Below are 25,604 nucleotides of genomic sequence, written 5' to 3' on the forward strand. Positions count from 1 at the left end.
GGTTTATTTTCCGGTGCCGGCCGTGAGACCGTCCTGGAGTGCGCGCTGACCGAACATAAAAACCACGAGCGCCGGGATCATGGACAGGACCACGCCCGCGAGCACCACGGAGATGCTGCCGGTTCCCAGGTTGCCCTGGAGCGAGACAAGTCCCAGCGGGAGCGTGAAGTTTTGCTCGGAGATGGTCAGGATGAGCGGGCGGAAGAACTCGTTCCAGTGGAAGTTGAACGCGAGGATTCCCACGATCGCCATGCCGGGCATCGCCAGCGGCGCATATACGGAACGGAACGTCCGCCAGGGCGAAGCGCCGTCGATCGAGGCGGCCTCGGCCAGCTCGGCGGGGAGCCCCATGAAGTACTGGCGCATCAGGAAGGTGCCGAACGCCGTCGGAATGGCAGGCAGGATCAGTGCCAGCAGCGTGTCGGAGAGGCCCATGCCGCGGATCAGCATAAAGACGGGCACGATCGTGACCTGCACCGGCACCATCATCGTGGCCAGCACGATCGAGAAGAGTGCGCCCCGGCCGCGGAACTTCAGGTGCGCGAACGCGTAGCCGGCCATCGCCGCGGTCACCATCTGGCCTACCGCGATCAGTCCGGTTACCAAGGCGCTGTTGAGGACGAGGAGGAAGATATTCAGCTGCTGGAATACTTCACCGTAGGACGTGAAGTCCGGGTTCCACGGGAAGAACGACGGCGGCAGCTTGAAGGATTCCGACGGCGACCGCAGCGACGTGGACAGGGTCCACAGCACCGGGCCCAGCGTCAGCGCGGCCGCGATCAGCAGCAGGACGATGCGGAGGGCGAAGTTCCAGCTGAACCTGCGCCGGTTGGGTGACGTTTCCGGGAGGCCTTCGGAGAGCCGGGGTGAATGCCCAGCCAGGCCCTGGTCTGTTGCGGTTGTCATGGCTGGCCTTACTGGTAGAAAACGAATCGCTTGCTGAGTCGGAACTGCGCGGCCGTGATGGCCATGATGATCAGGGTGAGAAGCACGCCGATGGCGGAGGCCTGACCGAACTCGAGGCGCTGGAAGGCCGATTCAAAGATGACCATGACGGCGGTGCGGGTGGAATCGCCGGGGCCGCCGCGGGTCAGCACGTAAGGCTGGTCGAACACCTGCAGGGCGCTGATGATGGCCATCACCGAGGCCACCAGTGTGGTGGGGCTCAGCAGGGGCAGCGTCACGTACAGGTGTTTGCGCCAGCCGGTGGCGCCATCGATCGATGCGGCTTCGTACGTCTCAACGGGAATGGAGGCCAGGCCGCCGATGAACAGCAGGAAGGAGAAGCCGAAGTTCTGCCACACATAGACAAGGATCACGACGGCGGCGGACCCGCCCGGAGTGGTTAGCCACGGCACTGCGGGGATGCCCACGAGGGACAGGAACCAGTTGACCACGCCGAACTGTTCGTTGAAGAGGTACCGCATGAAGATGGAGACCGAGGCCGCGGACAGGATCAGCGGGAAGAAGAAGGCCGAGCGGAAGAACACGCGCAGCCAGGCCGGCATCTTCTCCTGCACCATGACGGCCAGCGCCAGGGCTAGCCCCAGCTGGAAGGCCACGGCCACTACCACGAACAAGATGGTGTTCAGGAAGGACACCCGGACGGTGGGGTCCTGGACCACCTCTGAGAAGTTGTCGAAGCCCACGAAAGTCGGAGCCGAAATAATGTCCCAACGGAAGAAGGCAAGGACCACGGAGGCCACGATCGGGACCAGGGTGAACAGACCCATGCCGAGGATGGTGGGGGCCAGAAAGATCCAGGCCAGCCAGCGTTGGCTGTGCCGCGACTTGGCGGTGGGTTGGTGCTGGGCCGGGGCGTTGGCGTCAGGCGGCGTCGTTACGCCGCCGGCTGCCCCCTTGCCGGACTGCCTCTTCCCGGACTCCCCTGCCAGGCGGGGGGTGGTGGTGCTCATGGCTGCCTCCTCAGGGCCAGTTCAAGGTCACGCTGCATGGAGGCGAGGGCCTGCTTGAGCTGGCGCTCGTCTCCGCTGACAGCCAGCGATACGTTCTTCATCAGGGCCGTTTCGACGGCGGCCTGCTGCGGTGGGGCCGGAATGGGGCCGGTGGTGGGGAACCTGTCCAGGGTGTCGTAGAAGACCTTCCAATTGGCGGGCCCCTTGCCGGAATAGAGCTGCTCGTTGACCATGGAGCGCCGCGCCGGGGTGGTGATGGGGTTGGGGAAGATCAGTTCCATCGCCTCGCGGCTGGAGCTGAACTTGATCCACTCCCAGGCGGCGTCCTTGTCCTTGGCGGTCTTCATGATCGCGTAGCCGGCGGTGCCGAACTGGTGGCGCTGGGTCTTCCAGCGCGGGAAGAACTGGACGTCGAAATCGCGTTCGCCCATCCCGGCCTCGTGCAGGCCCTGCACCCAGTAGCCGCCGGCCGGCGTCGTCCCGATGCGGTTGGACGCGAACAGCCCGACGAGCGAACTGCCGCCGCCTTCCTCCGGACGGACACCGAGCCCGTCCTTGACCAGGCCGCGGAGGTAGTCGAAGGTCTCGAACACTCGGTCGTCATTGGCGTTGGGCTCCAGCCACTGGTAGCCGCCCGAACGGAGGCCGCGGGAGGGATCGTTGGCGTAGAAGCCGTCCCAAAGCCACTCCCCGCCGGTGGACTTGGTCTCCTTCAGGAAGCTGGTGTCGTTCGCGTAGAGCCACGGCACCACACCGCCGAAGAGCCGGTTGGTCCAGTAGTACGGGGTGAAGTCCGAGGTGCGGGCCTTGCGCATGGCAGCCAGGCTGTTGCGGAAGTCGACGTGGGTCCAGTCATCCGCCGGGCGCTCCAGCCCAGACTGCGCGAACGCGGTGGTGTTGTAGTACATGTTGGCCGCGTTCCAGTCCATGGGGAGCTGGTACAGGCTGCCCTTGTACATGAAGGCCTCCACCAGGCTGGGGTGGACGTCGTCGAAGAACTCGGTCATGTCCGCGGCGTCGCGGCGCACGTACTCGTCGAGCGGGTGGGCGAGCTTTTCCGCGAACAGCTGGGCGCCTTCGGTAGCCACGTAGACAACATCCGGCGGCGTGCCCGCGGCCACCATGGTAAGGATCTTGGTGAAGAAGTCTTTCCAGTCCACGGCCTGGATGGCCTGGACCTTGACCTTGATCTCCGGGTGGAGTCGGGTGAAAGCGTCGATGGCGCGCTGGCGGGCGGCGGCGTCCGCGGCGGTGCCCATGATGGCGATGCTGAGGCTGTTGTCCCCGCGGCCCGGAATGTCCGTCCCGGAGAGACGCGGCCACGATGCCGCGGTCGCTCCGATAATTCCCGCGCCGAGGGCCCCGAGGGCGGTACGGCGGGTGATTTCCCGCAGGTGCCCGTCTGTGGCTCCGGTCATGTCAATTTCCTTCCTAACACGTGTTAGGAACAGTAGAGGACCGACCTAACACGTGTCAAGCATCACGTTGCGGGGTGCGGCACTACGGCGCGAACGCGGGCCGCACGCTCTCTCACTTCCTGCACCAAGAAGGAGAAACGCTCTCTCATCCCTGCCGTCATGTGCGGTCGTATCCCAAAACCCCACGGGAGGTGAGAGAGCGTCACCCAAAACCCCGCAGGAAGTGCGAGAGCGTCGCACAACGCACAACGCTCCCGCACCTCCAGCCGCGGAAGCAGCGGGAGGTGCGGGAGCGTTGGCCGAAAACCCGCAGGAAGTGCAAGAGGATCGGCCGAAAACCCGCAGGAAGTGATAGCGCGTCCCTGAGGGGCAGGAACCGCTACGCGTCGGTGCGGTAAACCTGGATCACGGACGGGCGGGGGGCACGGGCCTGGCCGGGCTTCACCGACGCACCGGCCGGCACGTAGTCCGGGAAGTACGAGTTTGGCGCCGCGAAGGTGCCGTCCTCGCCCGGGTGCTGGACGGAGACGAACACGTGGCCTTCGTCGTCGTGGATGATGGGTCCGCAGGTTTCACCGTCGCGGGGCACAGCCAGGAACTGCTCGACGCGTCCGCGCTCTGCACCATCCAGCGTCACCTTGAACAGGCCGTCCGCGCGGCCGATGCCCGAGGGGGCGCCGTCGGTGGAGATCCAGAGGTTGCCCACGGAGTCGAAGGCGAGGTTGTCCGGGCAGGAGATCGGCGAGACCTGGTCCACGGGGAAGCCCGAGAAGTAGGTGACGTCGCCCTGGGCCGGATCGCCACAGACCATCAGGAGGTTCCAGGTGAACTTCCTTGAGGTCTGGTCGCCGGTCTCGGTGATTTCCACGATGTGGCCGTCGCGGTTTTGGTTGCGCGGGTTGACCTCCGTGGCGCCTTCCTTGCCGGGATTGCCGCGGTCCGAGTTGTTGGTGCAGGCCACGTAGACCTTGCCCGTGTGCAGGCTCGGCTCGACGTCCTCGCAACGGTCCATCTTGGTGGGGCCCACCTTGTCGGCGGCCAGACGGGTGTACACGAGGACTTCCTCGACCGTCATGCCGGCGACCTTCGACTTGCCGCCGACCACGAGGGGCAGCCATTCGCCCCGGCCGTCGAACGAACCGTCAGCCGGTACCGTGCCCTTGCCGTCGATCTCGGCAGCGGGGGAATCGCCGCTGAACCTGGCCACATACAGGTCACCCTCGGAGAGGAGCGTCATGTTGTGCTTGCGGTCGCCCTCGCGGTACTTGCCCTTCGAGACGAACTTGTAGAGGTAGTCGAAACGCTCGTCGTCGCCGGAGTACGCCACGACGTGCCCGGACTTCGCCACGATCACGTTGGCACCCTCGTGCTTGAAGCGGCCCAGGGAGGAGTGCTTCTTCGGCGTGGACGTGGGGTCGAACGGGTCGATCTCGACGATCCAGCCGAAGCGGTTGGCCTCGTTCTCGTAGCCGGGGTTGTTGGTGTTGAAGCGCTGATCGTCCAGTTCCCACCGGCGTGCGGTGGGCTTGTTGGTGAGGCCGTAGCGCTTGTCAGAGGCGGACGTGCCGGGGGCCACGAAGTAGCCGTTGAAGTTCTCTTCACCGGAGAGGATGGTGCCCCAGGGGGTGGTGCCGCCGGCGCAGTTGCCGAGTGTGCCCTTGATCCAGCGGCCTGCGGGGTCGGCCGTGGTCTTGACAAGGGCCGATCCCGCAGCGGGACCGGTCAGCTCGTAGCGGGTGCTGTTAAGGTAGCGGCGGTTCAGGCGGGCACCCTTGACGTAGCTCCACGGCGTGGTCTTGTTGGCGCGCTCCAGTTCCACCACGGTGAGGCCGTGGGCGGCGGCGCCAACGGCCCGCATCTCGGCGGCCGGCATGGTGGCCGGGAACATGATGTTCTCGTTCGTGTACTCGTGGTTTGCGAACAGGACCGCGCGGCGTCCCTTGCTGCCCGGGATCTCGAGGATGTCCGAGTAGTCGTTGTTGTAGCCGAACTGGCGCTCCTGGGCCGCGGCAGTCTGCTTTTCGAGATCGAAGGACGGGGCGTCGTTGAAGATCGGATCGCCCCACCGGATGACCGGCTGCCAGGTGAAGCCCGCCGGAACGGTCACTGCGTCGACGTCGGCCTTGATGGAGGGGATGGCAGTGAACTGCAGCTTGGAGGCGCCCCCGGGGTAACCGTTTTTCGCGGCGGGCGAAAGGCGGGACCCGCCGTCGGCCACTGCGGTTTCGGACGAGGTCAGGGCACCTCCGAGTACGACGGCGAGCGCTCCGGCGGCGCCGAAGCCCAGGGCGGCGCGGCGCGACAGCGTGGTGGAGGCAATGTCACGGAAGTAGCTGTTGGAGCTGGTGTTGCAGACGTCGCCCGCGCAGGCGTTGTCGCACTTGAGCGCACAGGTAACAGGGCTGCGCTTGCCTTTGGTGTGGCCGAGCATGGGCAGCAGGGCAAACTTGCGTCCGGAGATTTCAGACATGGAGAGAGACCTTCCAAGGGGTGAGATGCGATCCCGCCTACCCGCCAAGGGGTGAGATGCGGTCCCGCCCACCCTGTCAGCGATAACCAAAGATGAGAGGACACTCTGGTTACGAGCCGGTGAACATCACTGGCCACTCTGTACACAAACGGAGGCGGCGAAGGAGCCGCACCGATCCCTTCCAGCTGGATCGGTGCGGCTCCGGATGTCAGATCAGAGCGCGGCCAGGAGTTTCCTCATCTCCTGGATCTCACCCTGCTGGGTCGCAGCGATGCCTTGGCTGAGTTTGATGGCGCCCGGATTTGACCCGCCTGCGGCCTCGGCTTTGGCCATGGTCACCGCGCCTTCGTGGTGGGCAATCATCTGGGTCAGGAATAGCCGGGCTGCCTCGGTTCCCTGCGCGGCCTTGAGTTTGTCCAGGTCGGCCTCGGACATCATGCCCGCCATGGCGGAGCTGCCTCCGCCCATGTCATGGCCGCTCATGCCCGTGCTGCTGGGGACCGGCTCGTTCCAGTCTTTGAGCCAGCCGGTCATGACCTCTATTTCCGGGGCCTGGGCAGCCTTGATGCGCTCGGCCAATGACCTCACCGCCGCGGGCAGCTCCTTCTTGGCGAGCACGATGCCGCTCATCTCAACGGCCTGGGCGTGATGCGGGATCATCGACTGGGCGAACACGGTGTCGGCCGCATTGTGCTCCGTGGCGGCAGGCGCGCTGCTGCCGGGGGCGGTGTGTTCGGAAGCGGCGGGTGTGCCGTGGTCCATTCCTGGGCTGCCGTGGGTGCTTCCGGGCGTGCTGCCGCTGCCGGCTCCGGGAGTTGCGCAGCCGGCGAGAGCGATGGCAGCCGCAAAGGCGGCAGCGCCGATGGTCAGAAACTTCTTGTTCATGGAATTCGGGTCCTTCGATCATCGATTCGGGGCGGGGGGCAACCACGGGGTTCCGCGGCTACGGACGGGTGGACAACCTCGTCCCCAGTGGTCAATGGCCTGGTCAACGGACGGTGGCCGGGTTCAGTTTCAGCCGCCGCAGCAGCTGTGCGTTGAGGGCGACGACGATCGTGGAAACCGACATCAGCACAGCGCCCGCCGCTGGCGAGAGAACGACGCCCGCAAAGGCCAGCACACCTGCGGCCAGGGGAACCGAAATAATGTTGTAGCCCGTGGCCCACACGAGGTTCTGCCACATCTTGCGGTAGCTCGCGCGGGAAAGGTCCACCATGGAGAGCACGGCCCTTGGATCGTTTCCGGCTAGGACCACGCCGGCCGACTCCACGGCCACGTCCGTGCCGGCGCCGATCGCAATGCCCACCTCGGCCCTCGCCAGTGCCGGGGAATCATTGACACCGTCCCCGACCATCGCCACCTTCAGCCCGCGGCCCTGCAGCTCCGCCACTTTCTTGTCCTTGTCCGCAGGCAGGACCTCGGCGAACACTTCGTCGATGCCCAGCTCGGCGGCCACGGCACGGGCAACCGGCCGGGCGTCACCGGTAACCATTGCCACCTTGATGCCGCGGTTCCGCAGGGCGGCGACAGCTTGCCTCGATTCTTCCCGGACTGCATCCTCCAGGCTCAACGCTCCAAGGAGCCTGCCGTCCTCCACGACGTAGAGGACCGCCGCACCGCGTTCAGCCCACTCCCGTGTCTTCTCAGCCAGTCCAGCAGACTCAGCCGGAGCAGCAGACTCAGCTGTAGCAGCAGCTTCAGCGAGCGCAGGGGATTCAGCCGCCGTGGCGGATTCAGCCGGTTCAGCGAGGCCAAGCTCCCTGAGCAGTGCAGGACCGCCAACGTGGATGCGCCTGCCGCTGACGGTGGCGCGGATCCCCCGGCCCGTCAGGGACGTGAAGTCCGTGGCCGGCGGAAGCTTCAGGCCTTGGTCCCGCGCGGCCCGGACAATTGCACGGGCAACGGGGTGCTCGCTGTCCGATTCCGCTGCGGCAGCAAGCACCAGTAGCTCGGTGAGGCCGGTGGGGCCCGAAGCGGCGAGGGCCCTCAGCTCGGGTTCGCCCTTGGTGAGCGTCCCCGTCTTGTCGAACAGCACGACGTCGATGGTCCGCATGCGCTCCAGCGCCATCCGGTTCTTGATGAGCACCCCGGCCCGGGCCGCCTGCTCGGTGGAGATGGCGATCACGAGCGGTATGGCCAGGCCCAAAGCGTGTGGGCAGGCGATCACCAGCACGGTGACGGTGCGCGTGACCGCGTCGGGAATGCTGCCAAGCAACGTCCAGGCAATGAACGTGACAACCCCGGCGCCGGCCGCGAAATAGAAGAGGAATGCCGCTGCCCTGTCGGCCAGAGCCTGTGCTCTCGACGATGACGCCTGCGCCTCCGCGACAAGCCGCTGGATCCCTGCCAGCGCTGTGTCACCACCGACGGCCGTGACGCGGACGCGCAGCGAATTATCCGTTGCCACGGTCCCGGCCACCACGCGGTCACCAGCAGAACGGAGAACCGTTTTGGACTCACCCGTGATCATGGATTCGTCGAACTCGGCCGCGCCCGTGATGACTGTGCCGTCCGCGGGCATCCGTCCACCCGAGCGGATCAGCACCGTGTCGCCTGGCTGGAGGTCCGAGACCCTGACAACTTCCGTAACGCCGCCGGTGATCCGCTCGGCTTCGTCCGGCAGCAGCGCGGCGAGTGCGTCAAGAGCTCCCCGGGCAGAACCGAGGGCGCGCATTTCGATCCAGTGGCCGAGCAGCATGATGGTCACAAGCAGGGCCAGCTCCCACCAGAAGTCCAGGTCAAAGCCGCCGATACCGAGGCTCGTGACCCAGGATGCGGCGAATGCGACGCTGATGGCCATTCCGATCAACAGCATCATGCCCGGGCGCCGGGCCCTGAGCTCAGAGAGGCCGCCTTTGAGGAACGGCTGGCCGCCGTAGAGGAAGATCACCGTTCCGAGCACCGGCGGAATCCACGCGGAACCGGGGAACACGGGCGGCATGTATCCCAGGAGGTGTCCGAACATGGGGCTGAAATAAACAACGGGAAGGGACAGGGCAAGCGTGAGCCAGAACCTGTTCTTGAACATGGCCGTGCTGTGGCCGGCGTGCTGGCCGTGCGCGTGCACTGTGTGGTCGTCGTCAAGATGTTCGGCGTGCGCCCCGGCCGACGGCGACCCGTGGACTCCGTGCCCCGCCCCGCCCGGGGTGTCGGCGCCGTGAGCGCCGCGGCGAGCCGGTATTCCGCGTTCGGGAGGCCGAGCTGGTGATTCTGACCGAGGTGTTGATTCAGATCGGGCTGTTACTTCTGATCCAGACATGTCAGTTCATTCCTTCAAGGAAAGAGGCTATGTGGATGCTGGGGTTGAACGGCTGTAACGGCCTGCTGTCCGCAGGCCTGGACAAACCACTTCACTGACAACACGATGAATATACCCCCAGGGGGTATATTCGTCAAGGGTTCAGCGCGGTCGAGTCCATCCGCGTGAAAGGCTGCCCGGTTCAGGCGATCTCCGCATAGGCACGGCGCAGCCGCGCGAGCCACCACTCCCTCCGCTCGGGTCCCGCGGCGTAGTGCTCCAGCAGCTCCTCGTCGGCGACCACGTCGCGGAGGCGGATGGCGCCGTCGTCGGCCACCAAGGGATCCGTGGAGACGTCAGCGGCGAGCAGCGAGACCGTCCCCAGTCCGCAGGCGTACGGCAGTTCCGGCAGCGCGGCGGCGAGCGCCAGCCCGGCGCGGATCCCCACTGAAGTGTCCAGCGCCGAACTCACGACGGCGGGCATGCCGGCCTGCGCCACGAGGTCCAGCGCGCGCCGCACTCCCCCCAGCGGCGCCACCTTCACCACGATCAGGTCGGCAGCCCCGGCGCGGGCCACCTTGAGCGGATCTTCCTCCTTGCGGACGCTTTCGTCGGCGGCGATCAGCACCGGCACGCCGGCCGCGCGGAGCCGGCGCCGCACCTCGGCCAGGCCCTCGATGTCAGGCACGGGCTGTTCGGCGTACTCCAGCCCGACGGCGGCGAGCCGGGTCAGCGCCTCCACTGCCCCGGGCACGTCCCAGCTTCCGTTGGCATCCACCCGAATGGCGGCCTCCGGCAGCTCGGCACGGACGGCGGCAACCCGGGCGGCGTCGTCGTCTAGGGACTGGCCGGGTTCGGCAACCTTGACCTTGACGGCGTCCACGCGGCCGAACCGGGCCAGGATGTCCGGCACACGCTCGGCAGGAACGGCCGGCACGGTGGCATTCACCGGGATGCTGGCCCGCAGCGGCTCCGGGAAGCCGTGCCACCCGGCTTCGATGGCTGATGCGAGCCAACGGGAGGCCTCGGCATCGCCATACTCGGGGAAGGCGCCGAACTCGCCCCAGCCCGCCGGTCCTCGCAGCAGCAGCGTTTCGCGTTCCAGGATGCCGCGGAACTTCACGCGCATGGGGAGCGCCACCACGCGGGCGCTGCCGAGCAGTTCCTCAAGCGGCGGCATTCCGCCCCGCGACGGCAGCGCAGACGCTCGGAACGGCGGAAACTTGGGGGCCCCTGGAGGCGATGCGGCAGGCATGAATTCACTGTACCGGTGGGCCCGGCCGCCCCCTCGGCCCCGATGCTGCTATGTGGACAACCTCGGACAAGCACCGGATGAGGCATCTCCGGCCGCGGCCCTCAACGGGCCGCAGCCCTCAAGCCCCAGCGCCCCTACGCATCCGGGCTCGTCGCGTGGCCCAGGATGTGGGCAATCTTCGGCGCCAGCGGATGGCCGCCGAAGCCGAAGCGCTCATTGTCCTGGACCCGGAAACCGGCGGCCGTGATGGCCGCGAGGGTGTCCCGGTTTGGATGGCAGCCGCCCGCCATCCGCTGCCAGGCCGGGGTCAGCAGGTCCTCAGCCGCGGCCAGGAAAGGGTGAACAGACCGGACGTGCTCGTAGTAGGCCAGCGTTCCGCCCGGACGCAGCACCCGGCGGATTTCCGCCAGCGCCTTGGCCTGGTCCGCCACGCTGCATAGGACCAGGCTCGTGACCACCGCGTCCGCGCCCGCATCGGGGGCGGGGATCTGCTCCGCCACTCCGGCCACCAGGACCACCGGCACGGAAGCGGACACGGCACGCGGCCGGGCCAGGTTCCTCAGGTAGTCGTTGGGTTCGAGTGCCAGCACGTCAGTAACCTCTCGCGGGTACAGCCCGAACGAGGACCCCTCCCCCGCGCCGATCTCGATGACGCTCCCGCTCAGGCCGGCCAGCAGCCGGCGCCGGTGGGCTGTGCCGCCGCGCCGGTTCATGCCGACGACGGCCCTCGCGTAAGCGCGCGCGAACCGTGTGTGTTGCAGTCCGGCAGGCCCTTCGGGCGGTTTCGGGGACATCAAATTTCTTTCCGGGTGTTACGCCGGCCCCTACGCCTTTGGAGGGGCCGGCGGCTTGTGGGGCCGGCGCTATGACACCGGCTGCGGGATGCCACGCACGATGGCATCATTTTCGGCTCCGAAGCGCGCGATCACGGTGGTCCCGCGCCCTGGAGCCGACATCACCTGCAGGGTTCCGCCGGCCTCGCCGATGGTGTCCTCCATGATGCGCAGGCCGAAGTGGCCTTCCGGGGACCCCAGGCTCTGGTCGAAGCCGCAGCCGTCGTCGTGGATGCGGATTTCCGCCCGGTTGCCGTCCTGGCTGAGCCGTAGCTGGGCTGTGGCCGCCTTGGAATGCTTGGCCGTATTGGCCAGGGCCTCCCGGGCCACACGGTAGAAAAGCGCGGCGCGGTCCCGGTCCAGCTCGCACTCGGGCGGCAGCTCGAGTTCGAGGCTGATCCCGCGCTCCTCGAGCGGATCCCCCAGCCTCGCCAGGGCACCGTTGAGCCCCAGCCTGTTGAGGTCCGGCGGATAGAGTTCGGTGGTCATTGCCCGGAGGCTCCGGACGTTGTCCTGCAGGATCCTGCGCGCATCGCCGAAGAGCGCGCGCTGCGCCTCGGGGCCGTGGCGCTCTTCGGATTCCAGCACATAGGACAGGCCCGAAAGTTCCTGGATCACTTCATCGTGAAGATCCCGGGCAATGCGCTGGCGCTCCAGTTCGGAGGCCTCGATCGCCCGGCGGAGCAGGCGGCTCCGTGCCGCCTCATGTGCCTGGATCCTGCGGGCCAGCCTTACGGCCGGGAAAAGCTGTGCCAGCTGCAGCACGCCGAGGGCCAGGAGGAACGGCGGTGCCATGCCAAACAAGACCGCAGACTGCTCCGCACGCACTTCGTCGTCGTCGTAGTAGGCCTCGAACACGAGCTTCTGGCCGTCCGGGGCGATGACAGGGACGTAAACCTCCACCAGCTCCTCCGGAGCCGCATTGGGGGTGTTCACCTCGTCCTTCTGCATCTCCAGATTCGGCGGCACGAGGCCTCCGGCCAACACCTCCGCTGCCTCGTGCGGAAGGCCGAACTTCTGGCCGATCAGCTTAAGGTCGTCCGAATAGACAATGCGCCCATCCTTGTCCCATAGCTTGATCTCGAAAACCGATGTATCCCCCATCCAGGGGCGGAGCCGCTCGTCAAGGCGCTCCACCGCCGTCGGGTTCCCCGCCAGGACTTCTTCGTCCAGGAGCGGCCCCACGACGTTGCTCGCCAGGTGCTCGGTGGCCTGCTTCGAGTTCTGCAGGGCATGGTGTTCGGCCTCGGACCAGATCCAGAAAGCTACCGGAGTGGTGACGATGACGAGGGCAACCAGGCCCATGAGCAGGAACCGCCGGACGGCCTTGAAGACCTCTGAATTCTCGGACGCCGGCGATTCAAACGGGCGGAACAGGGCAGGCTTTCGAAGGGAGGGCCTAGCCATGGGACGGCTGCTCAAGCATGCCGCGCCGTGACGCTTCCATTACCGATTCGAGCTGCGAATGGGTGCCCAGCTTGGCGAAGATGGCCTTCACGTAGCCGCGGCAGGTGTTCAGTGAGATGTCCAGCTTGCTGGCCACCTCCTTGGAGCCGTGCCCGCCTGCCATCAGCCGGAGGACATCAAGCTCGCGGGGCGTCAGCACCGGACCTCCCAGTTCCACCGTCCGTACGGCCGGAGCCGGCTTCGGCGTGCTCATGCCCAGCTGGGCCACCAGGGACGGGTGGACCACCATGTTCCCGGCCCGCGCATACCGGAGCGTATCCAGCAGCGTGGAGAGCGAACCACCCTTGGGCAGGAAGGCGCAGATGCCCATCGAAGCGGCGGTCCGCAGCGCATCCGGCGTCGGGTCGCCGGTCAGCATCACGATCCGGGTGTTCGGCGCATCGGCCAGGATGCGGGCAGCGGCGGTGAGGCCGTCGCCGTCGGGCAGGTGGTAGTCCATGATGACGACGTCGGGCTTGAGCGCCATGCTCTGCTCCACGCCGCTCTTGGCGGTGGTGGCCGACGCGACGCTGCGGAGGTCCGGCTCGCGGTCCAGGGCGGCGGTCAGCAGCTCGGTGAACGTGCTGTGGTCGTCGATCGTCAGGATGCTGATTTCCCGGGCGTTCTGCACGGACAGTGCCGGCAGCGGTGCGTCGCCGTCGGCCATCTCAGAGGTGTCCTCGTCAGTGGCGGCGGTTGCCTGCAGCAGCCTGGCGTGCGCGTCGCGGAGGGCACGCCCCGGCAGGCAGCCGATCTCCTGGTCCATGACCCGGCGGCAGCGGCCGTAGGCCCGCAGCGCTTCCATGTACTGTCCGGATTCCTCCAGCCCCAGGACCAGCGCGGTCCAGGCCCGCTCGTTGATGGGATCATCCAGCAGCAGTTCGCTGGCGAGCGCCACGGCACGTTCGGGCTGGCCCACGGTGACGGCGGCTTCGGCGGCACGGGCCTTGATGCTGGCCACCCGCGCCGAGTGCAGTGTGCGTTCCTCTTCCGCCCAGCCTGCCAGGAGCTCATCTCCGAGCAGCGGCACCGAGGCGATCTCCAGTGCCTTCTCGAGCAGCCGGAAGGATTCCTCCGAGCCGGCATGTCCGGCCTGCTTCAGGAGGTCATCGAACCGGTCCAGGTCAAGGTCCACCATGGTGCGGTCAATCATGTAGCCGCCGGTGACCGTGCGGAGCGCGCCGCCCTTGCCGGAGCCCGGCTGCAGGTGGCGCCGCAGGACACTGACATAGCTTTCAAGGGTGGACAGGGCCTCGGCCGGAGGCTGCCCGTTCCACAGGACGTCGATCAGGTGGTTCTTGGACACCGGTGTGCCCAGCTTGAGCAACAGGAGCTCCAGCACCTGCCGGGGTTTGGGTCCGCCCAGCTCATGCGATCCGATCACCACGTCGCCGCGGCGGACCCGGAGCGGACCCAGGATGTTTATGGACAGTCGTGCTGACTGCCCACCTGCCAAAGTCGGTGGAAGGTACTCGTCTTCGTGAGCGACTCTGCCCGACCAGCGAGTGTCTTCTGCAACTGTCTGAACCATCTGTGCACCTACTATCCCCATGAACTGCATTCCCCATGAATGGCTTGTCCTCATACTTGTCACTCGGCCAAGTAGGGGCACGAGTAGCGAGTACTCGATTTTTGCCGGCAGGACTACTTGGATGCTCTTGCGGCCGGGGGCGACCACTTGCCTGCTGCCTGCCCGGGGACCCCCTGAGGACTTGGGGTAGGGCGTCCGTGGGGGTGCGGAAACACCAAGTTTTTCCCAAGCACACGGGGTTAGTTTTGTATTACCGCAGTTCCAGCGGTAATTAGGCGATCCTGGCCCCCGGAGGACCGCCAAATAACCATGAAATGGGTGATCCAATGACGCGGAACATGGCCGTGGCGGGTACAACCAAGTATTCCAAGTACCCGGCGTTGAGGGGCGTCCCGGGCGACTTCTGCGGTCAAAAATTTTTTGCTGAACGGGCCATTTCGTGTTTGCCGCAAAACTACCGGCAGGTAATCAGGCAACAGATAGCGGCAAATGTAGCCCTGCCGGCACCACTCCGACATCCACAGGCAGACCAGTGAACCCGTCCAGCGCGCTGGGCGCGGAGATCCACTCCGTCCGCTTCCGGGTGCTGGCCACGCTGCTGGTGTTCATGGCCGTGGGGCTTTTCGTATCCGGCGCCTTCACCCACGCCGCGCAACTGAAAACCCTCAATGACTACGTCAACACGGAACTCCAGGTACCCAGCAAGAACCTGGACGCCTTGGCCCAGCGGGGCCGGCCAAACTCCGGCGGCGCGGGCTACACCTCGCTGGAGGAGCTCTTTACCACCTACCTGCGCGGCGGCTCGCCCGGAGGTTACGAGTCGGTCATGACCTTGGTCCGGGGTGGCAACATCATCCTGCCCATCGAGCAACAGCGCACCAATCTGGGTTCTCGTGAGGTCATCCAGCGTGTCTGGGACTGGCGGGTTGCCGGCCAGACGGTGCTGAGGGACACGCAGATTGACGGCAGGCAGGTCCGGCTCGCCATCACCTCTGTCTCCCTGGAGGGCCGGCCTGACCAGGGGCTGTTGGTGGTTTCCAACGAGATCGGGGTCCAGCGCGCGGAAATCATCCAGTCCATGTGGATCTACGGCCTGGCTTCCCTGGCAACGCTGGCACTGGCGGGTGTGGTGGGGTACCTGGTCACCGGCCGGCTGCTGAGTCCCATCCGGCGGCTGCGGGAGGCCACCCAGAGCACCACGTTCGAGGACCTCACCAAGCGCGTCGAGGTGCCGGCGAGCACGGACGACGTCGCTCAGCTGGCCATGAACTTCAACCACATGCTGGAGCGGCTGGAGTCCGGCTTCGAGAACCAGGGCCGCTTCGTGCACGATGCCAGCCATGAACTCCGGACTCCCATGACCATCATCCGCGGCTACCTGGAACTGCTCCGCGCCGGGGATCCGGCCGACGTCGACCAGACCCGGGTGTTGCTGCTGGACGAGCTGGACCGGATGCAGGAGCTGGTGGATGACCTGCTGATCCTCGCCCGTAGCGGACGTCCCGACTTCATTTCCCCGGACTGGATCGAAACCGATGACTTCCTGGTAGGCGTCATGAACCGCGTCAAGGTCCTCGGCGAGCGCCGCTGGCAGCTGGACGCCACGCCCGGCGGCCTGTTCCGCGCGGACCGCCGGCGGCTGACCCAGGCCGTAGAGCAGCTCGCGGCGAACGCCGTGAAGCACACGTCGGAGGCGGACCGGATTTCGGTCGGAGCTGCTTGGGCGGAGAACGACGACGGCGACACACCGCCGGGCGCACGGCCTGGCCTTGCGAAGAACCTGGAGATCTGGGTGGCGGACACTGGCACCGGCATACCCGCCGAGGATCACGAGCGCATTTTCGAGCGCTTCGGGAAGGGCAGGAATTCCGCCGGCACCGAAGGCTCGGGCCTGGGCCTGTCGATCGTGAAAGCCATAGCCGAGGCCCACGGCGGCAGGGTCCGGCTCGAATCCGAGGAGGGCCAGGGGAGCCGCTTCGTGCTGATCATTCCGTCGGGAGGTGGTGACAGCAGCGGCGAAGAAAGCACCGGTGAGGCGGACAGCGCCGCTGACGACGTCGTCCATCTGCAGGTGAGGGGGCCGTCGTCGGGCACTGAGATCCTGACCCAGGCCGGGGGCACGCCGTGACGCGGATTCTGATCGCCGACGACGAGCCTCGCATTGCTGCCTTCCTCGCCAAGGGCCTTACGGCCGCCGGTTACACCACCACCCAGGTGTTCGACGGCGTGAAGGCGCTGGACTACGCCACCTCCGGCGAGTTCGACCTGATCATCCTGGACATCGGGATGCCACGGATGGACGGCCTGGCGGTCCTCAGGAACCTCCGCGCCATGCAGTCCACCGTTCCGGTGATCGTGCTGACCGCTGCCGACAGCCTGGAAAACACGGTGGCCGCGCTCGACGGCGGGGCGGACGACTACATGACCAAGCCCTTCAGGTTCGAAGAGCTCCTCTCCCGCGTCAAGCTCCGGCTGCGCGGGACCCAAGGCGTGACCGCCACACCCTCCCTCGTTTGCGGCGACCTGACCTTGGACGTGAACCTGCGCACCGCGGAAATCGGCGGCCGCGTGATCGACCTGTCCGCACGGGAGTTCGTCATGGCGCGGACCTTCATGGAGAACGCGGGCCGGGTGCTGAGCCGCGAACAGCTCCTTAGCCGCGTGTGGGGCTACCACTTTGAGGGTTCCTCAAACGTCGTTGACGTTTATGTCCGGTACCTGCGGCACAAGCTGGGCGCCGAACGCATCCAGACCATCCGGGGCGTGGGCTATCGCCTCATGTGCACGCCCGCCCCGGAGGCGGGAAAGGTGGCCGGCGAAACGCCCGGCAGCGAAGCGTCCGGCGGCGCCGGGGGCACCGCGCCCGGCGCCGCCGGCGGCCCACGCGGCGCTGAGGGCTCCGGCGACCGGCCCGGCGACTGGCCCTCGGACCAGCCGGGCGACCAGCCCGATAGCCGGGACCGCAACGGCGACCCCAACGGACAGGAGCCTGCCGCCGTGTAGGCGGTGGATGAGAAGACTCTCATCCGCGTCTAATCCTTGCCTCACCTTCGCCCCTCAGAGTGGAGACACGAATGAGGGGAGGCAAGCCGATGAAGAAGTGGTCCCTGCTGAGCATTCCGTTGCTCGGACTTGCCAGCGTTTCGGTCTGGGCACAGGCCGTCGCCGGCGCCCCGGCTGACCAGTTCTCCGGCGTGGTTGTGCGCGAACCCTCCCCGCGGGACTCCGTCCTCAACATTGACGGCTTCACCAAGCGCCCCGGCGTGGCCCCTCTTGCCACGCCCAAGCCAAAATCACCCTCGCTCAAGTCGGAGCCGCTCAGCCCCGCGACCTCGCCCGCCTCAAAGGCCACCGAGGCGCCGGACGCCGGCAACTCAGCTCCGGACGATTCGGTCATCGTGGAGCGCGTGGAACCTGCGCAGGTCACCTCCCCCGCGGTGGCCCCCACCGACGACTCAACGTCAAGAAATGACTCGAAGTCGTCCAGCAACCTCGATGACTCGACGTCGGGCACCATCCCCGATGACAAAGGCGGCCTCTCCGGAAACAAAGGCACCGGAGGTGGCAGCAATGACTAAGAGCCCGCGGCGGAAGCCTGAAGCAGATTCCCCTCTCACGAAGGAGCCCGTGATGCACACCGACTTTCGCGATCTGTACGAACCGATTCCGCCGGAGCGATGGGGTCATGCCGGCGCGGGTCAACTCGGCCAGCCGTCCACCGTGACTGTCGATGATTCGGAACTCCATCAGCAGGTACTGGACATCATCCAGAGTGTGCTGGCCACCACTGACGCCCGGTCCGAGGTTCGGCGCCGGCTGCTGCGCCACCTGGCGGAGAATCCGGGTCATCCGGAGCAGGCGCTCCTGGATCATCTGCGGGACAGGAACCGCCGCGGCGGGCGGTCACGCGCTGGCGGGCGCGGCCCGAGCCTGGATCCGCACGCCTAGCGGAACCCGCATAGCGCAAGCCATTCCCGCCTAGCGGAACCCCGCATACCCAAGCCATTACAGCCCACCAGCAGTCAGAACAGCAGCAGCACAAAGCCCCCCACCGTGCACAGAATGCCCACTGAGGTGAGGATCCAGCCCAGGATCAGGACGGTGTTGTCATGCTTGGGCGGGCCCAGGCCCCAGCGGGAGGGGTGGCAGAGGTCGTAGTGGAGTTCCACCTCGTTGCCCGCCACGAGTCCCCGGGCGACGTCGGCGTCCACGAGGGTCTGGCGCGGCACGTCCTCCTGGTCGGTCCAGCGGAATCCGGTAAATCCGCCGGCCGTGTAGACCTCGCCCGTGGTGGTGGTCCAGGCGCAGCGCCGCCGGGCAATGATGAGGCCCCAGACGAGCAGCGGCACACCGGGAACAAACCCCACCCACGTCATCAATTCCAGGATGGGCCCCAGCGCATCCACCAGTCCGGCCATGCTCCAACTCTATCGGCCAGCCGGCGCCGAATGGGCCGTCCTGGGCACCAGGCCGCGGGAAGGGACAGGCACTCCGTGCACCCACCCGGCGGACAGGCAGCTCCCAGCAAACTGTGACACCCTTGTTACGATGACTTTCCAGCTCAGGGATCCCCAACGCAAGCAGGCAGCGGGCCGGACTCGCCTCGCCAGGGGCACCGGCTTCCTCTTTGCCGTGGCCACCCTGGCCTGTGCCACCGGGCTCGCGGCCACCTATTACTACTTTGTCCGCACCACCACCGGGCAGTTCATCGACGAGTCCGCGCTGGTGGAGGCTGTGGACATCCACGGGCCTGCGGGCAAGGTCACCACCCGGTTCCTGGACTGGCTGCCCACCATCTCACTGGTGATGGCCGCCGTCGTGGTTCTGTTGGTGACGGTGATTCACCGCCGATGGCGGGCCGCGGGCATTGCGGTGACGGCTTGCGTGGCGGCGAACATCGCCACGCAGGTGCTCAAGGACCTGCTGCCGGCGAGGCCGTACCGCGGCGTTGAGACGCTGGAGCTGAACTCGCTGCCGTCCGGGCACACCACCCTGGCGGCCTCGGCGGCTGCGGCCGTGTTCCTGATGGCTTCGCCGCGATGGCGGCCGCTGGCGGGTTTCGTGGGCGGCAGCTTCGCGATTGCGTCGGGGATGTCCACCCTGGTCAACCAGTGGCACCGGCCGGCGGACGTGGTGGCGGCGTTCCTGCTGGTGGGCTGCTTCATGATCCCGGCGGGCTGGCTGATCATTCGCAACGACAGCCACGAATGGAGCGTCTGGGACGGCTTTAACGGGCACTGGGCCTCGGCGCGGCTGTGGATCGCGCTGCCCGTGCTGCTGGGGCTGGCGTCGGCCGCGGTGGCCGTGTACTCGCTGATCAAGATCGCCCCGGGCCTGAGCCAGGAGGGCAGCACCACCAACTACTTCTGGGCCGGCATTTCGCTGATCGTGATCGCCGGGTATCTGGCCACCGTGGCCACGACGTCGCTGTTCGCGCACGCGGCCGGACGGCGGGGCTGACAGGAGTGGTAGCCGCACCGTCTTTACATCCCCTGCGGCGGCGCCCACAATAAGTCGCACCACAGCCTCCACTGGAGCAGCGCGCTGTCACCGAATCCTGCACGAGCAGAGGGGTGCCGACATGAACGATCAGGCTGATCAGGCCGATGCGGACCGCGTCCTGAAGGAGAAGCACCGGGCCATGTGGGCGCAGGGCGACTACCCCGCACTGGCCAACGAGCTCATTCCGGACCTCGGGGCCATTCTGGTGGAGGCGTGCCGGCTCAAACCGCGCCAGCGGGTGCTGGACGTCGGCGCCGGCGCGGGCAACGCGGCAATTCCCGCGGCCATGATGGGTTCCGAGGTGGTGGCCAGCGACCTGACCCCGGAGATGTTCGACGCCGGCCGTCGCCAGGCAGCCGATCGCGGCGTCGAGCTGGAATGGGTCGAAGGCGACGCCGAGGCCCTTCCGTTCCCGGACAACGAGTTCGACGCCGTGATCTCCTGCCTTGGCGTCATGTTCGCCCCGCACCACCAGGCGGGCGCTGACGAACTGGTCCGGGTGTGCAAGCCGGGCGGGACCATCGGGCTGCTGAGCTGGACGCCTGAGGGCTTCATCGGACAGATGTTCAAGACCATGAAGCCGTTCGCTCCCCCGCCGCCGCCGGGCGCGGAGCCGCCGCCGCTGTGGGGCAGCGAGGACCACGTCCGCGAGTTGTTAGGTGACCGCGTGACGGACATCCAGGCACGCAAGCAGAGAGTCACCGTCAGCAGCTTCCACCAGCCGGACGACTTTCTGCGCTACTTCAAGTCCCACTACGGCCCCACCATCTCCGTCTACAAGTCCCTCGCCGGCGACGAAGACAAGGTGAAAGCCCTGGACAAGGCCCTCACGGAGCTCGCAGACGCCTTCAGCGACGCGCACGGCGATGCCCCGGCACAGATGGACTGGGAGTACCTGCTGCTCACGGGCAAGAAGGTGCGCAGCGGAAACAACGCCAAGGCCGGGCAGTGACGGAACCTCCCGGCGGCCCCTCGCCAGCTTCTCGTCGTGCCCTGGAGGTGGCGTCCATCCCGTCACTAAGGCGGGTCAACGACTTCCTCGGCAACTCCACGTACTCCCGCCGCCAGTACCAACCCGGCATCTGTGACTTCACGCTGGGCAACCCCCACCAGATGCCGCAGGACGCCTATGTGCAGGCGCTCCAGTCCGCGGTCACTCCGCGCGACGACCAGTGGTTCGCCTACAAGACGAACCAAGCGGACGCCCGGGAGGCAGCAACGGACTCACTTAGCCGGCTGCTGGACGTGCCCTTCGAAGCCGAGGACCTCTACCTCACCACGGGCGGCTTCACCGCCCTCGCGCTGGCGCTCAAGGCGGTGGCCGATCCGGGCGACGAGGTGATTTACAGCCTGCCGCCGTGGTTCCTCTATGAGCCGCTCGTGGTCGAGGCCGGGCTGGTGCCGGTGAAGGTGCGGGTCAACGCGGAGACCTTTGACCTGGACCTGGACGCCATCGCCGCCGCCATCACGCCGCGCACCCGGGTGGTCATCATCAATACCCCGAACAACCCCACCGGCAGGATCTACCCGCCGGAACTGCTGCAGAGCCTGGCGGAACTGCTCGACGAGGCGTCCGCCCGCAACGGCCGGCGCATCTACCTGGTGTCCGACGAGCCGTACAACCGGATCGTGTTTGACGGCGCCCGGTTCCACAGCCCGGTGGAGTTCTATCCCTACACACTGCTGGCCTACTCGTACGGCAAGACCCATCTCGCCCCGGGTGAGCGGATCGGCTACCTGGCCCTGCCGCCGACCATGCCGGACCGCAGGGCGCTGGGGCTGGCCATCGGCGCACTCCAGGTGGCGATGGGCTGGATCTACCCCAACGGTGTGCTGCAGTATGCGCTGCCCCGGCTGGAGCGGTTCACCATCGATGTGCACCAGCTACAGCGCAAACGCGACCGGCTCGTGCGGGAGCTGGGTGCGATGGGCTACCGGCTCCGCCCGTCGGAGGGCTCGTTCTACCTGTTCGTCCACTGTCCCATCCCGGACGATGAAGCGTTCACGGAGGCGCTCTCCCAGGAGGACGTGTTCGTGCTGCCCGGTGCACTGTTCGAGACGCCCGGATTCTTCCGGATTTCCCTCACTGCCAGCGAGGACATGGTGGAGGGCAGCCTGCCCCACTTCCGGGCAGCGATGGAACGCGCCGGGCAGAACCGCCCAACTGACTGATAGGTGCCCTTTTGGGCGCCCAGAACGGCCACAACTGCGTGTCAGTTGGGTGAAAGTCAGTAGTTCCGGCGGTGCTTCAGTTTGGGGAGGACGACGGCGAACACGGCTGCCGCCGCGAACCCCAGTACGCCCGTGGCCGTCACGCCTGCGGCAAGGGAAGAAACGGCCGTGACCGCGGAGAGGAGCACGGGGCCGCCCGTGGAGCCGGCGTCGGCAATGAACCGCCACAGGCCCAGGAACTGCCCGCGGCCTCGGTCGGGCGAGAAGTCGGCACCCAGCGTCATCACCAGCCCGGAGCTGATGCCGTTGCCGAAGCCGATCAGCAGGGCCACGAGCAGCAGGCCGGTGAACCCCGTGGTGAGCGGTATCAGCATCAGCGCGGCGCCCATGATGAGCGTCGACGGAATGGCCACCCAGAGCCGCCCCCGCCGGTCCATCACCTTGCCCGCAGGGTAGAAGACCAGCATGTCGATCGCCCCGGAAAGCCCGTACAGCAAGGAGGCCTGCGTCGCGTCGAGGCCCACGTGGTCGGCCCACAGCGGGATGACCACCTGGCGGGATGCGCGCAGGGCGCTGAGCAGCAGGATCCCGGCGCCGACGGTCAGGAAGACGCCGGCGTGTGACACGGCCACGCCCCGCAGCGTGGGCTCCGGCCCGGCCGCAGAGGACGACGGCGCCACCACCAGGTCCGGGATGGTCACGGCCAGCACGGCCGCCGCCGCCATCCCGGCCACGCCCACCCAGTAGGCGCCGCTGATGCCGGCGAAGTGCATCACCGCGGCACCCACGAACGGGCCGATGAAGATGCCGATCCGGTTCACGCCGCCCAGCGTGGACAGGGCCCGGGCCCGGAACTCCACCGGCACGGCCTCGGTCAGGTACTTCTGCCGGGCCAGGCTGAACACGCTCGCGGCCATTCCCACCACGGCCATCGCCACGGCGAGCAGCCACAGTCCGTCCGGAATCATCAGGGACACCCCCGCGGCCAGCAGCGCCAACGCGCCGGCAGCCGCGGCGCCCACGATGGACCACCGCTCGCCGAACTTCAGCGTGATGAGGGACGCCGGCAGGTTGAAGAACCACGAGCCCAGGCCGATCAGCGTGACGATCAGGGCAGCCACGGCCACGGAGGCGCCCAGTTCGCGGGCGGACAGTGCCACCACGGGCAGCACCGCGCCTTCGCCGATGTTGAACAGGAGCGCCGGCCCGAACGCCGGAACAGCAATGCTGCGGAGGCTGAAGGGCGGCGGTCTGTCTGGCGGAGTCATCCCCCTCATCCTAGGCAGGCCGCCCGGGGAGGGCCCCGCGGACTCCCCGGAAGCGGACGGCCGGAGAGTCGGGAATCACTTCCCTCCGCCCGGACCGGCAAAAACGCTTGGCGAATCTACTAAGTCTGCTTAGCATTGTCTCAGGGCGTGGCACGCGGAACCCGGCCGGATATGGGAAAACTGAAGCCACAGGAGTGACCATGGAAGTCTGGCCGGGCCGCGCGTATCCGCTGGGTGCAACCTTCGACGGAGCGGGGACCAACTTCGCCCTGTTCAGCGAGGCGGCCAAGGCCGTCCAGCTGTGTTTGATGGCCGACGACGGCACGGAGTCCCGTGTGGACCTCGTCGAAGTGGACGGTTACGTCTGGCACTGTTACCTCCCGCAGGTCCAGCCCGGACAGAAGTACGGGTACCGGGTGTTCGGCCCCTATGATCCGTCCAAGGGCCAGCGCTGCAACCCGAACAAGCTGCTGCTGGACCCCTACGCGAAGGCCATCGCCGGGGAGGTGGACTGGCACCCGTCGCTGTACTCGTTCAACGCCGGTGATCCCGCCTCCCGCAATGACCAGGACTCTGCCGCGCACACCATGCTGGGTGTGGTGATCAACCCGTTCTTTGACTGGGCCGGGGACCATCCGCCCCGGACCCCATACCACCGCTCCGTCATCTACGAGGCCCACGTCAAGGGGCTGACCCAGCTGCATCCGGAGGTCCCCGAAGAGCAGCGCGGCACGTTTGCCGCCGTCGCGCATCCCGCCGTCATAGCGCACCTGCAGCTGCTGGGGGCCACCGCGATCGAGCTGATGCCGGTGCACCAGTTCGTGAACGACGGCGCGCTGCGGGAGAAGGGCCTCGGCAATTACTGGGGCTACAACACCATCGGGTTCTTCGCTCCGCAGAACACGTACAGCTCCATCGGCGAGATGGGCCAGCAGGTGCAGGACTTCAAGTCGATGGTCCGGTCACTGCACCGTGCGGGCATCGAGGTGATTCTCGACGTCGTCTATAACCACACGGCGGAAGGGAACCATCTGGGGCCCACACTGAGTTTCCGGGGCATCGACAACGCGGCCTATTACCGGCTGGTGGACGGCGCCAGGCAACATTACATGGACTATACCGGCACCGGGAACACGCTCAACGTGCGGCACCCGCATTCGCTGCAGCTGCTCATGGATTCGCTGCGGTATTGGGTCACGGAGATGCACGTGGACGGCTTCCGCTTCGACCTCGCCGCGGCGCTGGCCCGGGAGTTTTACGACGTCGAGCGGCTCTCTACCTTCTTCGAACTGGTCCAGCAGGACCCCATCGTGTCGCAGGCCAAGCTGATTGCCGAGCCGTGGGACGTGGGTCCGGGAGGCTACCAGGTGGGCAATTTCCCGCCGCAGTGGACGGAATGGAACGGCAAGTACCGGGACACCGTGCGGGATTTCTGGCGGGGCGAGCCGGCCACGCTGGGCGAGTTCGCGTCGCGCCTGACGGGCTCGTCGGACCTCTATGAACGCTCGGGGCGGCGGCCGGTGGCGTCCATCAACTTCGTCACCGCGCACGACGGTTTCACCCTGCGGGACCTGGTCTCCTACAACTGGAAGCACAACGCGGCGAACGGGGAGGACAACCGGGACGGCGAATCGCACAACCGGTCGTGGAACTGCGGCGCGGAGGGGCCCACGGAGGACCCGGAAATCCTGAACCTGCGGGCCCGGCAGCAGCGGAACTTCATCGCCACCATGCTGCTCTCGCAGGGCGTGCCCATGATCGCGCACGGCGATGAGCTGGGCCGGTCGCAGCAGGGCAACAACAATGTGTACTGCCAGGACTCGGAACTGAGCTGGGTGAAGTGGGATGAGATTGACCAGCCGCTCATGGAGTTCACGGCGGCGGTGAGCAGGCTCCGCGCCGCGCACCCCACGTTCCGCCGCAGCACCTTCTTCGACGGCCGGCCGGTGCGCCGCCTCGGCAAGGACGACAAGCTGCCGGACATCGTGTGGCTGAACGAGGACGGCGCGGAGATGCTGCCCGAGGACTGGGGGCGCGGGTTCGGCCGGACCATCGGCGCGTTCCTGAACGGCGACGGGATCCAGGGCCGGGACGACCGCGGCCGCCAGATCACGGACGTGAACTTCCTGCTCTACTTCAACGCGCACGACGACGACATTAAGTTCACGCTTCCGGCCGGCGAGTTCGCCGCGTCCTGGGACATGGTGATCAACACCGCCGGGAACGGGGTGGAGCGCACGCCCCTGGTGGCCGGCTCGGTGCTCAAAGTCGCCGCGCGGTCCATGACGGTGCTCCGCGCCCGCGACCTGACGCGGCACGAGCCCAACCTGTCCATCGCACCCTCCCTGGCCGTGCTGGCGCAGGTCCGCAACCCCGCGGCGGGGACGGAACCGGCGTCGGCCCCTGGTGAAGCGCCTGGGTCAGAGGCGGCGGCAGCACCTGGGATAGCGCCGGCGGCGGCTCCCGGGGCCGTGCCTGCACGGCGGCCGCGACGCGCGCGGGGAACCCGCGGTTCGGGGCGTGCAGGGAGCCCGCCGCGCGCGTAATGTTGAAGG

Annotated in this window: 20 protein-coding genes; 8 read left to right on the forward strand and 12 right to left on the reverse strand. The window is 67.1% G+C overall.

What is annotated here, in order from left to right:
* Nucleotides 1–3 precede the first annotated feature (3 nt).
* The 10 genes from CXQ90_RS07155 to CXQ90_RS07200 form a co-directional block, all read right to left on the reverse strand.
* A complete protein-coding gene (locus CXQ90_RS07155) occupies nucleotides 4–906 on the reverse strand; it encodes a carbohydrate ABC transporter permease (RefSeq protein ID WP_258064398.1) in 903 nt (300 codons plus the stop codon).
* A gap of 8 nt (nucleotides 907–914) precedes the next feature.
* Nucleotides 915–1,916 carry a carbohydrate ABC transporter permease gene (locus tag CXQ90_RS07160; RefSeq protein ID WP_258064399.1) on the reverse strand — a complete coding sequence of 334 codons (1,002 nt, stop codon included), beginning with the start codon at nucleotides 1,914–1,916 and terminating at the stop codon, nucleotides 915–917.
* A complete protein-coding gene (locus CXQ90_RS07165) occupies nucleotides 1,913–3,334 on the reverse strand; it encodes an extracellular solute-binding protein (protein WP_104138049.1) in 1,422 nt (473 codons plus the stop codon). Before CXQ90_RS07165 ends, CXQ90_RS07160 begins: the two co-directional genes overlap by 4 nt.
* A 379-nt stretch (nucleotides 3,335–3,713) precedes the next feature.
* On the reverse strand, nucleotides 3,714–5,804 hold the full coding sequence (locus CXQ90_RS07170) for a PhoX family phosphatase (RefSeq protein WP_104138050.1): 2,091 nt from the start codon (nucleotides 5,802–5,804) through the stop codon (nucleotides 3,714–3,716).
* A 213-nt stretch (nucleotides 5,805–6,017) separates the two neighbouring features.
* The gene (locus CXQ90_RS07175; protein WP_104138052.1) at nucleotides 6,018–6,689 is read right to left on the reverse strand and encodes a DUF305 domain-containing protein; all 672 of its coding nucleotides are present in this window, start codon (nucleotides 6,687–6,689) and stop codon (nucleotides 6,018–6,020) included.
* A gap of 103 nt (nucleotides 6,690–6,792) precedes the next feature.
* Entirely contained in the window at nucleotides 6,793–8,832 is a 2,040-nt protein-coding gene (locus CXQ90_RS07180; protein ID WP_258064400.1) for a heavy metal translocating P-type ATPase, read from the reverse strand.
* A 412-nt stretch (nucleotides 8,833–9,244) separates the two neighbouring features.
* A complete protein-coding gene (locus tag CXQ90_RS07185; RefSeq protein WP_104138055.1) occupies nucleotides 9,245–10,222 on the reverse strand; it encodes an o-succinylbenzoate synthase in 978 nt (325 codons plus the stop codon).
* A 209-nt stretch (nucleotides 10,223–10,431) separates the two neighbouring features.
* Complete coding sequence (locus CXQ90_RS07190) at nucleotides 10,432–11,091, reverse strand: class I SAM-dependent methyltransferase (protein WP_104138056.1); 660 nt, start codon at nucleotides 11,089–11,091, stop codon at nucleotides 10,432–10,434.
* 69 nt (nucleotides 11,092–11,160) lie between these two features.
* The gene (locus tag CXQ90_RS07195; protein ID WP_104138058.1) at nucleotides 11,161–12,537 is read right to left on the reverse strand and encodes a sensor histidine kinase; all 1,377 of its coding nucleotides are present in this window, start codon (nucleotides 12,535–12,537) and stop codon (nucleotides 11,161–11,163) included.
* Nucleotides 12,530–14,107: a BTAD domain-containing putative transcriptional regulator gene (locus tag CXQ90_RS07200; protein ID WP_104138324.1), complete on the reverse strand. Its 1,578-nt coding sequence runs from the start codon at nucleotides 14,105–14,107 to the stop codon at nucleotides 12,530–12,532. Before CXQ90_RS07200 ends, CXQ90_RS07195 begins: the two co-directional genes overlap by 8 nt.
* A gap of 532 nt (nucleotides 14,108–14,639) precedes the next feature.
* Between CXQ90_RS07200 and CXQ90_RS07205 the strand changes: the two genes are divergently transcribed.
* From CXQ90_RS07205 to CXQ90_RS07220, 4 genes are all read left to right on the forward strand, one after another.
* Nucleotides 14,640–16,235, forward strand: coding sequence for a cell wall metabolism sensor histidine kinase WalK (locus CXQ90_RS07205; RefSeq protein ID WP_104138059.1), 1,596 nt, complete (start codon nucleotides 14,640–14,642; stop codon nucleotides 16,233–16,235).
* Nucleotides 16,232–17,110 (forward strand): response regulator transcription factor, encoded by an 879-nt coding sequence (locus CXQ90_RS07210; protein WP_308470545.1) that lies wholly within the window; start codon nucleotides 16,232–16,234, stop codon nucleotides 17,108–17,110. Before CXQ90_RS07205 ends, CXQ90_RS07210 begins: the two co-directional genes overlap by 4 nt.
* Nucleotides 17,111–17,181: 71 nt before the next feature.
* The gene (locus CXQ90_RS07215) at nucleotides 17,182–17,685 is read left to right on the forward strand and encodes a hypothetical protein (protein ID WP_104138061.1); all 504 of its coding nucleotides are present in this window, start codon (nucleotides 17,182–17,184) and stop codon (nucleotides 17,683–17,685) included.
* 52 nt (nucleotides 17,686–17,737) lie between these two features.
* Nucleotides 17,738–18,055: a hypothetical protein gene (locus tag CXQ90_RS07220; protein WP_104138062.1), complete on the forward strand. Its 318-nt coding sequence runs from the start codon at nucleotides 17,738–17,740 to the stop codon at nucleotides 18,053–18,055.
* Nucleotides 18,056–18,129: 74 nt separating this feature from the next.
* On the opposite strand, the gene CXQ90_RS07225 is transcribed toward CXQ90_RS07220, so the two are convergent.
* Nucleotides 18,130–18,525, reverse strand: coding sequence for a hypothetical protein (locus CXQ90_RS07225; RefSeq protein ID WP_104138064.1), 396 nt, complete (start codon nucleotides 18,523–18,525; stop codon nucleotides 18,130–18,132).
* A 130-nt stretch (nucleotides 18,526–18,655) separates the two neighbouring features.
* On the opposite strand from CXQ90_RS07225, the gene CXQ90_RS07230 reads away from it, so the two are divergent.
* From CXQ90_RS07230 to CXQ90_RS07240, 3 genes are all read left to right on the forward strand, one after another.
* Nucleotides 18,656–19,567: a phosphatase PAP2 family protein gene (locus CXQ90_RS07230; protein WP_104138065.1), complete on the forward strand. Its 912-nt coding sequence runs from the start codon at nucleotides 18,656–18,658 to the stop codon at nucleotides 19,565–19,567.
* A gap of 121 nt (nucleotides 19,568–19,688) precedes the next feature.
* Nucleotides 19,689–20,561 carry a class I SAM-dependent methyltransferase gene (locus CXQ90_RS07235; protein WP_104138067.1) on the forward strand — a complete coding sequence of 291 codons (873 nt, stop codon included), beginning with the start codon at nucleotides 19,689–19,691 and terminating at the stop codon, nucleotides 20,559–20,561.
* Nucleotides 20,558–21,781: an aminotransferase class I/II-fold pyridoxal phosphate-dependent enzyme gene (locus tag CXQ90_RS07240; protein ID WP_258064401.1), complete on the forward strand. Its 1,224-nt coding sequence runs from the start codon at nucleotides 20,558–20,560 to the stop codon at nucleotides 21,779–21,781. The genes CXQ90_RS07235 and CXQ90_RS07240 overlap by 4 nt, the downstream gene beginning before the upstream one ends.
* A gap of 56 nt (nucleotides 21,782–21,837) precedes the next feature.
* Here the strand turns inward: CXQ90_RS07240 and CXQ90_RS07245 are convergent, their stop codons facing one another.
* Nucleotides 21,838–23,049: an MFS transporter gene (locus CXQ90_RS07245; protein ID WP_104138068.1), complete on the reverse strand. Its 1,212-nt coding sequence runs from the start codon at nucleotides 23,047–23,049 to the stop codon at nucleotides 21,838–21,840.
* Nucleotides 23,050–23,249: 200 nt separating this feature from the next.
* Here CXQ90_RS07245 and glgX point away from each other — a divergent pair, with 200 nt between their 5' ends.
* Entirely contained in the window at nucleotides 23,250–25,595 is a 2,346-nt protein-coding gene (glgX, locus tag CXQ90_RS07250) for a glycogen debranching protein GlgX (RefSeq protein WP_104138070.1), read from the forward strand.
* The last annotated feature ends 9 nt before the right edge of the window (nucleotides 25,596–25,604 follow it).

This window comes from Arthrobacter sp. ZGTC131 (assembly GCF_002929275.1).
GTDB lineage: Bacteria > Actinomycetota > Actinomycetes > Actinomycetales > Micrococcaceae > Arthrobacter.

Bases quoted from the DNA above. Each gene is read 5' to 3' on its own strand.
- CXQ90_RS07235 (WP_104138067.1), top strand. From the start codon at position 19,689: ATGAACGATCAGGCTGATCAGGCCGATGCGGACCGCGTCCTGAAGGAG.
- CXQ90_RS07160 (WP_258064399.1), bottom strand. From the start codon at position 1,916: ATGAGCACCACCACCCCCCGCCTGGCAGGGGAGTCCGGGAAGAGGCAG.
- CXQ90_RS07185 (WP_104138055.1), bottom strand. From the start codon at position 10,222: ATGCCGCCGCTTGAGGAACTGCTCGGCAGCGCCCGCGTGGTGGCGCTC.
- CXQ90_RS07180 (WP_258064400.1), bottom strand. From the start codon at position 8,832: ATGTTCAAGAACAGGTTCTGGCTCACGCTTGCCCTGTCCCTTCCCGTT.
- CXQ90_RS07165 (WP_104138049.1), bottom strand. From the start codon at position 3,334: ATGACCGGAGCCACAGACGGGCACCTGCGGGAAATCACCCGCCGTACC.
- CXQ90_RS07190 (WP_104138056.1), bottom strand. From the start codon at position 11,091: ATGTCCCCGAAACCGCCCGAAGGGCCTGCCGGACTGCAACACACACGG.
- CXQ90_RS07230 (WP_104138065.1), top strand. From the start codon at position 18,656: ATGACTTTCCAGCTCAGGGATCCCCAACGCAAGCAGGCAGCGGGCCGG.
- CXQ90_RS07170 (WP_104138050.1), bottom strand. From the start codon at position 5,804: ATGTCTGAAATCTCCGGACGCAAGTTTGCCCTGCTGCCCATGCTCGGC.
- glgX (WP_104138070.1), top strand. From the start codon at position 23,250: ATGGAAGTCTGGCCGGGCCGCGCGTATCCGCTGGGTGCAACCTTCGAC.
- CXQ90_RS07220 (WP_104138062.1), top strand. From the start codon at position 17,738: ATGCACACCGACTTTCGCGATCTGTACGAACCGATTCCGCCGGAGCGA.
- CXQ90_RS07245 (WP_104138068.1), bottom strand. From the start codon at position 23,049: ATGACTCCGCCAGACAGACCGCCGCCCTTCAGCCTCCGCAGCATTGCT.
- CXQ90_RS07215 (WP_104138061.1), top strand. From the start codon at position 17,182: ATGAGGGGAGGCAAGCCGATGAAGAAGTGGTCCCTGCTGAGCATTCCG.
- CXQ90_RS07200 (WP_104138324.1), bottom strand. From the start codon at position 14,107: ATGGTTCAGACAGTTGCAGAAGACACTCGCTGGTCGGGCAGAGTCGCT.
- CXQ90_RS07175 (WP_104138052.1), bottom strand. From the start codon at position 6,689: ATGAACAAGAAGTTTCTGACCATCGGCGCTGCCGCCTTTGCGGCTGCC.
- CXQ90_RS07155 (WP_258064398.1), bottom strand. From the start codon at position 906: ATGACAACCGCAACAGACCAGGGCCTGGCTGGGCATTCACCCCGGCTC.
- CXQ90_RS07195 (WP_104138058.1), bottom strand. From the start codon at position 12,537: ATGGCTAGGCCCTCCCTTCGAAAGCCTGCCCTGTTCCGCCCGTTTGAA.
- CXQ90_RS07225 (WP_104138064.1), bottom strand. From the start codon at position 18,525: ATGGCCGGACTGGTGGATGCGCTGGGGCCCATCCTGGAATTGATGACG.